Annotated in this window: 6 protein-coding genes, 8 tRNA genes and 1 pseudogene; all 15 read right to left on the bottom strand. The window is 51.3% G+C overall.

The genetic code is table 11. The features are described from left to right. A pseudogene (locus JJU47_RS04985) lies at positions 1-363 on the bottom strand (glutamine--fructose-6-phosphate transaminase (isomerizing)); the annotation flags it as partial. A gap of 358 nt (positions 364-721) precedes the next feature. Beyond that, positions 722-2,080 carry a phosphoglucosamine mutase gene (gene glmM / locus JJU47_RS04980; RefSeq protein WP_228616709.1) on the bottom strand — a complete coding sequence of 453 codons (1,359 nt, stop codon included), beginning with the start codon at positions 2,078-2,080 and terminating at the stop codon, positions 722-724. A 35-nt stretch (positions 2,081-2,115) separates the two neighbouring features. Next, on the bottom strand, positions 2,116-3,396 hold the full coding sequence (locus tag JJU47_RS04975) for a CdaR family protein (protein ID WP_228616707.1): 1,281 nt from the start codon (positions 3,394-3,396) through the stop codon (positions 2,116-2,118). Continuing rightward, positions 3,397-4,257: a diadenylate cyclase CdaA gene (cdaA, locus tag JJU47_RS04970; RefSeq protein ID WP_024372448.1), complete on the bottom strand. Its 861-nt coding sequence runs from the start codon at positions 4,255-4,257 to the stop codon at positions 3,397-3,399. 128 nt (positions 4,258-4,385) lie between these two features. Next, entirely contained in the window at positions 4,386-5,024 is a 639-nt protein-coding gene (locus tag JJU47_RS04965) for an anti-sigma factor (RefSeq protein ID WP_228616705.1), read from the bottom strand. Beyond that, positions 5,021-5,596, bottom strand: a complete 576-nt coding sequence (gene sigW, locus JJU47_RS04960) for an RNA polymerase sigma factor SigW (protein ID WP_228616703.1) — start codon at positions 5,594-5,596, stop codon at positions 5,021-5,023. The genes JJU47_RS04965 and sigW overlap by 4 nt, the downstream gene beginning before the upstream one ends. Positions 5,597-5,736: 140 nt before the next feature. Beyond that, a complete protein-coding gene (gene rocF, locus JJU47_RS04955; RefSeq protein WP_228616701.1) occupies positions 5,737-6,630 on the bottom strand; it encodes an arginase in 894 nt (297 codons plus the stop codon). Positions 6,631-6,830: 200 nt separating this feature from the next. Further along, positions 6,831-6,906: transfer RNA gene (locus tag JJU47_RS04950), tRNA-Ala, on the bottom strand. A 15-nt stretch (positions 6,907-6,921) separates the two neighbouring features. After that, positions 6,922-6,996: transfer RNA gene (locus tag JJU47_RS04945), tRNA-Gly, on the bottom strand. A 7-nt stretch (positions 6,997-7,003) separates the two neighbouring features. Further along, positions 7,004-7,076, bottom strand: a tRNA-Lys gene (locus JJU47_RS04940). Positions 7,077-7,081: 5 nt separating this feature from the next. Further along, positions 7,082-7,165: transfer RNA gene (locus JJU47_RS04935), tRNA-Tyr, on the bottom strand. A gap of 6 nt (positions 7,166-7,171) precedes the next feature. Then, positions 7,172-7,244, bottom strand: a tRNA-Thr gene (locus JJU47_RS04930). A 28-nt stretch (positions 7,245-7,272) separates the two neighbouring features. Beyond that, a tRNA-Val gene (locus JJU47_RS04925) sits at positions 7,273-7,348 on the bottom strand. Positions 7,349-7,352: 4 nt separating this feature from the next. Further along, positions 7,353-7,427: transfer RNA gene (locus tag JJU47_RS04920), tRNA-Glu, on the bottom strand. 4 nt (positions 7,428-7,431) lie between these two features. After that, positions 7,432-7,506: transfer RNA gene (locus JJU47_RS04915), tRNA-Asn, on the bottom strand. Positions 7,507-7,572: the final 66 nt, after the last annotated feature.

Raw genomic sequence — 7,572 nt, 5'->3', positions numbered from 1 at the left:
CGTGTCCGTCTCTGAGAGGAACGGCACGTCGAGTGTCGCCTTGATTTGCTCGTCGTTCTCGATGACACCGTTGTGGACGAGCGTGAAGCGCGCCGTCGTGCTCTGGTGCGGGTGGGCGTTCGGGACGCTCGGCACCCCGTGTGTCGCCCAACGTGTGTGGCCGATGCCAATCGTGCCGTCTACTTCTGCTGGGACGATTTCGCGTAGCGCGGCGATGCGCCCGACTTCTTTATGAACGTTGACGCCATCGTGCATCAACGCAAGACCTGCCGAGTCATAGCCACGGTACTCGAGTTTCTCAAGACCTTTGAGAAGGATTTCCTTCGCTCCGGTATTCCCAATCATTCCTACAATTCCACACATAAAACATTCTCCTCTATATTCGATTTCTCGAAAAAGGAAACGGGCTTTTTCAAAGAGCTGTCACTGCACTTCCCTTTGTCCGTCCGGTCGCCCGGGCGTTTTGAAGAAGTACTCCTAGTCGTGACAGGCGACTAGAAGGCATCCGCCGAAATTCTCGATCACCTTCGTCCTCGTCAACTCCGCAGAGTTCTGGCGCTTTCTCGTACTTTGTGCCCCTCCGTTTCTAAGGTCACGCTCTTAATAGTACAAATCACACCCCCATTCGTCAAGAAAATCACAAGATTTCGCAGTGACAAAACGGAAACAAAAAGGGAACCCAAAGTTGGATTCCCTAGTGTTATTCCCTGTTTCGACAAAATTATCCTTCCACGCCGTAATCTTCGCGCACGACTTGTGCGATTTTCTCGACGTAGCGTTCACATTCTTCTTTTGTCGGCGCTTCCGCCATGACACGAACGAGCGGCTCTGTTCCTGACGCGCGGACGAGGATGCGTCCGTTTCCGTTCATTTCCGCTTCCGCTTCTTGGATCGTAGACAGTACCCGCTCCCCGTTCATCGCGTCGTTCTTGTTCGTGACGCGGATGTTGACGAGTTTTTGCGGGTAGACCGGCATTTCAGCCGCAAGTTCAGATAGCTTGCGTCCTGTCGATTTAACGATCTGGGCAAGCTGAACGCCTGAGAGCATCCCGTCGCCTGTCGTCGAATGGTCGAGGAAAATCAAATGCCCCGACTGCTCGCCGCCTAGCGTGTAGTTATGTTTTTTCATCTCTTCGACGACGTAACGGTCACCGACGGCCGTCTGCAGCGCCGTCATTCCCGCTTCTTCGACCGCTTTATGGAACCCGAGGTTACTCATAACGGTCGCGACGATCGTATTGTCTTTCAAACGACCTTTTTCGCTTAAATACTTCCCGCAAATGTACATGATCATGTCACCGTCGACAACGTCTCCGTTCTCATCGATCGCGATCAAGCGGTCACCGTCGCCATCAAACGCGAGCCCCATGTCCGCCCCTTTTTCACGGACGAACTCGGCCAAGTGTTCTGGATGCGTTGATCCGACGCCTTCATTGATGTTCAAGCCGTTCGGCGAGTTGCCGATCGTCGATACGTTCGCTTCAAGGTCAGCGAATAGACGCGCCGCCAGACCACTCGTCGCGCCGTGGGCACAGTCAAGCGCGATGTGAAGACCGTCCAAGTCCTCATCGACCGTCTGTTTCAACATTTGAAGGTATTTTTGAGCGCCTTCATAGTAGTCAGAGACGAAGCCGAGGTCTTTTCCGACCGGGCGTGGCAACGTATCTTCCGCTGCATCCAAAATGTCTTCGATCTCCGCTTCCGTCGCATCGTCGAGCTTGAAGCCGTCGCTCCCGAAGAACTTGATGCCATTGTCCGCCACCGGGTTGTGTGAAGCCGAAATCATGACGCCGGCTGTCGCATCGAGCGACTTCGTTAAATAAGCGACACCAGGTGTCGAGATGACACCGAGACGCATCACTTCCGCCCCGATCGACAAGAGTCCGGCGATGAGTGCCCCTTCGAGCATGTGTCCAGATATACGTGTATCTCGGCCAATTAATACTTTTGGCTGTTCACCAGCAGGCAAGTGTTTTGATAACACGTATCCGCCGGCTCGTCCTAAACGATATGCTAGTTCTGCTGTCAATTCTGAGTTCGCGACGCCGCGGACTCCATCTGTTCCAAAATATTTACCCATGTATTCATTTCCTCACTTTTGTATGATTGAACGTCTTATTGTAGCGAAGACGTTTCAGTTTGATCATCGACGCTCTTCAGTTCGACATCGATTGTTTTTGGCGAGACGACGGTCACACCTTTCGGCACTTCGTAATCGACGTCAACCCCATGCAACCCGCTCGGAAGGCCGGTCAAGTCGAGGGTGACGCTTATACTGTTCGACGTGATGCTTTCTAAGAGCGAACGCTTTCCGGATAACGTCACACTGACGACGTCTGGGGCACGGAGCGTGTAGTTCGTCCGGTCATAGCCCCTTACTGTCACAGGAACTGTTAAACGCACCCGCTCGGTCAGTTCGCCCGTGTCATCTCGTGTGTCATCTATGCCGCGAATAAGTAATTGGACTTCAACTTCTTTTTGCTCGAGCGCCGTCGCCCCTTCCGGTAGTCGAAGCGCCGTCGTCACTTTCCCGCTCTTGTTCAGTTCATCCAAATCAATCGGCGCCGTTTCGACGCGTTCGATGCCTTCCAACACATCACGAGGCGCAAACACGCGTACTTCCGTATCGGCGAGCAGCGTATCAACGAGTCGGAAATCATCAGCGACTTCTCCGGTCGTGACTGCCTCGATCGGGATGACCGCACTTTGTTCGTATACTGGAACGGTCACGCGAATGATGTTCGGCTCCACCGTTACGTTAAGCGGGTTGCCGTTCGCATCTAAAATCGTCGGCGGCAATTCCCGGGTAAACGTTTGGCTCTGATCGGCGACATCGACGTTCAACGTGATTTCTTTCACGTTTTGGATTCGACTCGCCCCGCCCGACACGTTCACCGTCGTCGGTTCGATTTCAGCGTCCCCGACGACCAGTCCTTCCGGTAACTGATCCTTGTTCAACAAATTAACGGACACCGGCACCTCGACCGTCTGTTTGCGGTCGATATAAATCTCCACCGTGTCGCGTTCAAGCTTGATGTTCACGTCCCCGCCAAAGCCACGTGCTTCTACAGGGACACGATGAAACCCGGTGCCAAGGTTCGTCAAATCGACGAACACTTGATAATCTTTCACCAATCGCGTCATCGTTAAACTACTAGATGGACCTTGGAGCTCGACGCTCATTTCTTCCGGTACGTTATACGCCACGTACTGGACTTCATCGAAGAACACCTCTACCGGCACATCGAGCGACATCGAACTCTGCCCGACGATCGGTAAAGCGCTCGACGAACTAGTCGACGAGCTCGTCTCGGCGACCATGAAATAGAGGAGGATGGCTAAAGCAAGTGCAATGATGCGGAGAAACCATTTATGTTGTAACCACTGATCAATCACTTACTTGTCCCCTCCTTTCTTATTGAAGAACGAGAGCGTCGTCTCTTTTTCTTCGATGACGAGTTCTTGAATTAACTTGTTACGGAGCGCCTCCTCGTCTAATTCACGATAAAGACGTCCGGCGATGGCAAGTGAAACCGCTCCTGTCTCTTCCGACACAGTGAGCGTCACACTGTCCGTCACTTCACTCACACCGATTGCGGCCCGGTGACGTGTCCCGAGTGCCTTATCGATGTGCGGACTTTCAGATAGCGGCAAATAACAAGCCGCTGCTGCAATTTTCCCGTCTTGAATGATCATCGCCCCGTCATGAAGCGGGGTGTTCGGAATGAACAAGTTGATGATTAGTTGTGACGTGATATGCGAGTCCATACGGATACCGGTCTCGACATACTCGTTTAACCCGGTGTCACGCTCGATGGCGATTAACGCCCCGATTCGGCGTTTCGACATATATTGCGCCGAACTGACGATTGCTTCGATCATTTGACGTTGCTTATCCTCGTCGCTCGTGCTCGTCCGACCAAACAGATTGCTCGTTCGGCCTAAATGTTCAAGCCCGCGGCGAAGTTCCGGTTGGAAGATGATGATAATCCCAAGCAACCCGTATGTGATCACTTGGTTCAGTAAGAACTGTAACGTCTTCAATCCAAAGAACCCACTGAGGAACCAACTGACGAGGATGATCGAGATCCCTTTGATCAGTTGTACCGCTTTTGTCCCACGGACGATCATCATCAACTTATAGATGACGTACGTGACGACGACGATATCTAAAACGTCATTCAAATAATCGTACCAATGTACGTTTTCTGAAAGACTAAAAAATGATAAGAATGAAACCTGTTCAAGTAGCGGCAAATGCTCCCCTCCTCAACTACCTAGCCAATTATGCAAGTTTCATTATATCACATTTCCAAAACGACGCATCGCCTCGTGATAAAACGAAACTAGATTGAAATGAATAAAAGACGCCACGAAGGGCGTCTTTAAAATAGCTGTTTGATGGAATACCAAATCCACTCGAAAATTCGATCGATTTGTTCGAGGTCACCTGTCACTTCACCGGCACTCGCCAAGTAAGCACGGCCATGGACGGCCGTCGCATTGCCCTCGACTTTGCCTTCCACTCGAAGGTTTCCGCCTTGGACGGTGATGTCTCGTTCGATCGTGACACCTTCCGGTACGATTACCTCGTTCGCCGTGACGACAATGCCCGGCACTTTCGTATACGTCATCGTTTCAGTCGATCCGTTCCAAAGTCCGAGCGTCGCGCTCGACATCAAACTGAAGAAGAGCACAGCCGCGATCAGTCCAGGATGTTTTCGGAACCACGTCATCTGTCTTGAATGGACACGTCGTACTTTCTTCGTCGGCAACTGCCCTGATGGAGCTGGCACAGCATGGATCGGACGTGCTTTCGCATCAGGCAAAGCAGCCATCACTCGAGCGGTAAAATCCTCAGACAACTTCGGCCGCGGGAGTGCTTTCAGTTCGGCATCTATTCGTTCGTACTGGAGGTAAGCCTCGTATAAGGCGTCATCCTCGAGTAATTGACGGAATTCGTCAGATTCTTCGGGCAGGATGCCATCTTCCAAATATTGTTGCAGTTTTTCTTCAGGAGTCAATTGAACCCCTCCCTGTTTTGAAAGATTGTTTTTAACATTTCTCTTCCCCGGAAGATCCTTGTTTTAACCGTTGCAACCGGCATATCGATCATCACGCTAATTTCTTTGAGCGACAAATCATCCACGTACTTTAATAGTAACGGGATTCGATACTTGTCAGGCAATTGTTTGATCGCCTCATGCATCTCGCCTCGAATTTCACGGTGAACGACTAGGGCGTCGGGTTGGGGCGCGTCATCAGCTAAGTGGTCTTGATACGTGAGACCCTCGGTACCAGCGATTTCAGCATCCATCGAATACTCCGGTTTACGTTTGCGGAGCCGGTCGATGGCGACGTTCGTCGCAATCCGGTACAACCACGTTTTGAACTTATATTGCGGGTCATACGTTTCAATCCGTGTGTAGGCTCGAATGAACGTCTCTTGGGCAGCGTCCTCGGCTTCGCCACGGTCATAAAGAATCTTATAGGCGACAGCAAAGACACCGTCCTTGTACAGTTCTACCAGTTCAGCAAACGAATCGTGATTCCCCGACCTCAATTCGTCGACCAAACGGGTGGTCAGCCGTTCCATCAATCCACTCTCCCTCTCCGCAGCTATGCGGTCATCTCTCTATACGTTCAACTCGTCAATTAAGTTTCAACTTCGCAAAAAAAAGTTTCCAAACCCATTGTAGCAAACGGATTTGGAAACTGTAAGGGATGTCCAGTGATTCAGCTTTCCAATAACAGGTTTTCTTTGGTTTTCAATATCGTCTCACAGAGAGAGAACGCCAACTGTGCCGTCTTGTCCTCCACATCAATGGATGGATTCAATTCAACGAGTTCGATGGCGATCAACTCGTCTGCCTTCATCGCTTCGGCTACAATCGCTTTCCCTTCTTCAGCCGTCAATCCCCCGTCAACCGGCGTTCCTGTACCGGCGACGAGCTCGGCATCGAAACTATCCATATCAAAGCTAATGTAAAAACGGCCTACACGTTCTCGCAAGTATGTGATCGCCTCTTCCATAATGACGTCTACACCGCGTGTCCGAACTTCTTCAACCGTGATGACTTTAATGCCGAGACGATTGATTTCATTCATTTCCCCGGCATCGATGTCACGGAGGGCAATATATACTAAATGTTCGGGTGCGAGTTTGCGCGCTCTGCCCCCGACTTCAGTCAATCGAACATCCCCCATCCCCATGGCGGCCGCAAGCGGCATCCCGTGAATGTTTCCGGAAGGGGACGTCTCACCTGTGTTCAAATCAGCGTGCGCATCGACCCAAATCACCCCGTATGGACCAGTCTTGGCAAGACCCGCGAGCGTACCGATTGCCATGCTATGATCGCCCCCAACGATCAATGGAAATCGATTCGCCTGAAGCTCCTCATTGACGACTTCAGCTAGCTCATTGACCGTATATAATACACCGTCAACACGCTTTAAATGTTCTTCGTTTTCACGAATTTCTGATTCTGGTAAAACACGAATCGTCCGTTTCGTTGTTCCTGATGGAAGTAAAGCTTCAATTCCGAGTTCTCTCAGTTTCGCCGGACCTTCATCCACTCCGTGTTTCCCCTGTCCATAACGAAGCGGTACTTCAATATATGACCATTGCATAGCCATTCCCCCTTGACCGATTAATACCTTCATTGTAAACGCTATCAATCGCCTGGTTCAACTGCACAGAGACGTGTATAAACATACAAAAAGACAGCCTGAATGGTGGCAGGCTGCCTTTCTCTGTACTCTCAAGTGAATGGTTCATGGTTTTAGGCAAAAAAAAACTTAAGTCGTAAATAACTTAAGAAAAAAACAAATGGTGGAGCCTAGCGGGATCGAACCGCTGACCTCCTGCGTGCAAGGCAGGCGCTCTCCCAGCTGAGCTAAGGCCCCCTAAAGGGAATAATATGGAGCGGAAGACGGGATTCGAACCCGCGACCCCGACCTTGGCAAGGTCGTATTCTACCACTGAACTACTTCCGCAAAAAAATGAGCCATGCAGGGCTCGAACCTGCGACCCTCTGATTAAAAGTCAGATGCTCTACCAACTGAGCTAATGGCTCAAACCTGGTGGGGGGGGGCGGATTCGAACCGCCGAACCCGAGGGAGCGGATTTACAGTCCGCCGCGTTTAGCCACTTCGCTACCCCCCCAAGGAGTGCCGGCGAAAGGATTCGAACCCTCGACCCTCTGATTACAAGTCAGATGCTCTACCAACTGAGCTACACCGGCATATATGGTTTGATTGTTTAATGAAAAATGGTGGAGGATGACGGGATCGAACCGCCGACCCCCTGCTTGTAAGGCAGGTGCTCTCCCAGCTGAGCTAATCCTCCGATATGGTGACCCGTACGGGATTCGAACCCGTGTTACCGCCGTGAAAGGGCGGTGTCTTAACCGCTTGACCAACGGGCCTAATTGGCTCCGCAAGTAGGATTTGAACCTACGACCTACCGGTTAACAGCCGGTTGCTCTACCACTGAGCTATTGCGGAACGATCTTGCCTGGCAACGTCCTATCCTCACAGGGGGAGACCCCCAACTACTTTCGGCGCTGAAGC

The organism is Exiguobacterium sp. (assembly GCF_020832205.1).
Lineage (GTDB): Bacteria > Bacillota > Bacilli > Exiguobacteriales > Exiguobacteriaceae > Exiguobacterium.
The sequence above is the reverse complement of the archived record's forward strand: the minus strand, read 5'-3'. Positions and strand labels throughout refer to the sequence as shown.

What these genes read in the sequence shown, in the direction of transcription:
- sigW (WP_228616703.1), bottom strand. Translation starts at nt 5,596, where the DNA reads ATGGAACGGCTGACCACCCGTTTGGTCGACGAATTGAGGTCGGGGAAT.
- rocF (WP_228616701.1), bottom strand. Translation starts at nt 6,630, where the DNA reads ATGCAATGGTCATATATTGAAGTACCGCTTCGTTATGGACAGGGGAAA.
- glmM (WP_228616709.1), bottom strand. Translation starts at nt 2,080, where the DNA reads ATGGGTAAATATTTTGGAACAGATGGAGTCCGCGGCGTCGCGAACTCA.